The organism is Salinimicrobium oceani (assembly GCF_012037645.1).
The window spans coordinates 1-412 of the sequence record NZ_JAAVJR010000802.1; the positions used below are offsets into that span (position 1 = coordinate 1).

The following is a 412-nucleotide window of genomic DNA, read 5'->3' on the forward strand; positions in this document are numbered from 1 at the left end:
GTGGTGGAATTAATAATCTGGGTCGTCAATCTGTAGCTGCGCTATTAAATGCTTGCAGTGATGAAGTAGACTATGAAATGGAGACTACTGCAGAGGTTATAGCTTATGTAAATGCTAATTTCTGGAACGCAGGTAGCGCAGGCACTTATTTGGATATGCTGAATAATGCCGGCTGTACTCTGGGAGGTTCCAAAGCAACAACAGCACCGTCTGAGGGATGTGATGATGAAGTTGACAGCGGAAACGGCAACAATGGTAATAACGGTAACAACGGAAATAATGGTAATAACGGAGTGAAATCTCAGGTGACAGCCTATCCAGTTCCGTTCAAAGAAAGCCTTAATCTTAGGTTCGACATGGATTACACTTCAAATGTACAAATCCAGGTATTCGACTTAAAAGGAAACCATCT

1 pseudogene is annotated in these 412 nt (G+C 42.2%); it reads left to right on the plus strand.

What is annotated here, in order from left to right:
* A pseudogene (locus HC175_RS19475) lies at positions 1 to 412 on the plus strand (hypothetical protein); the annotation flags it as partial.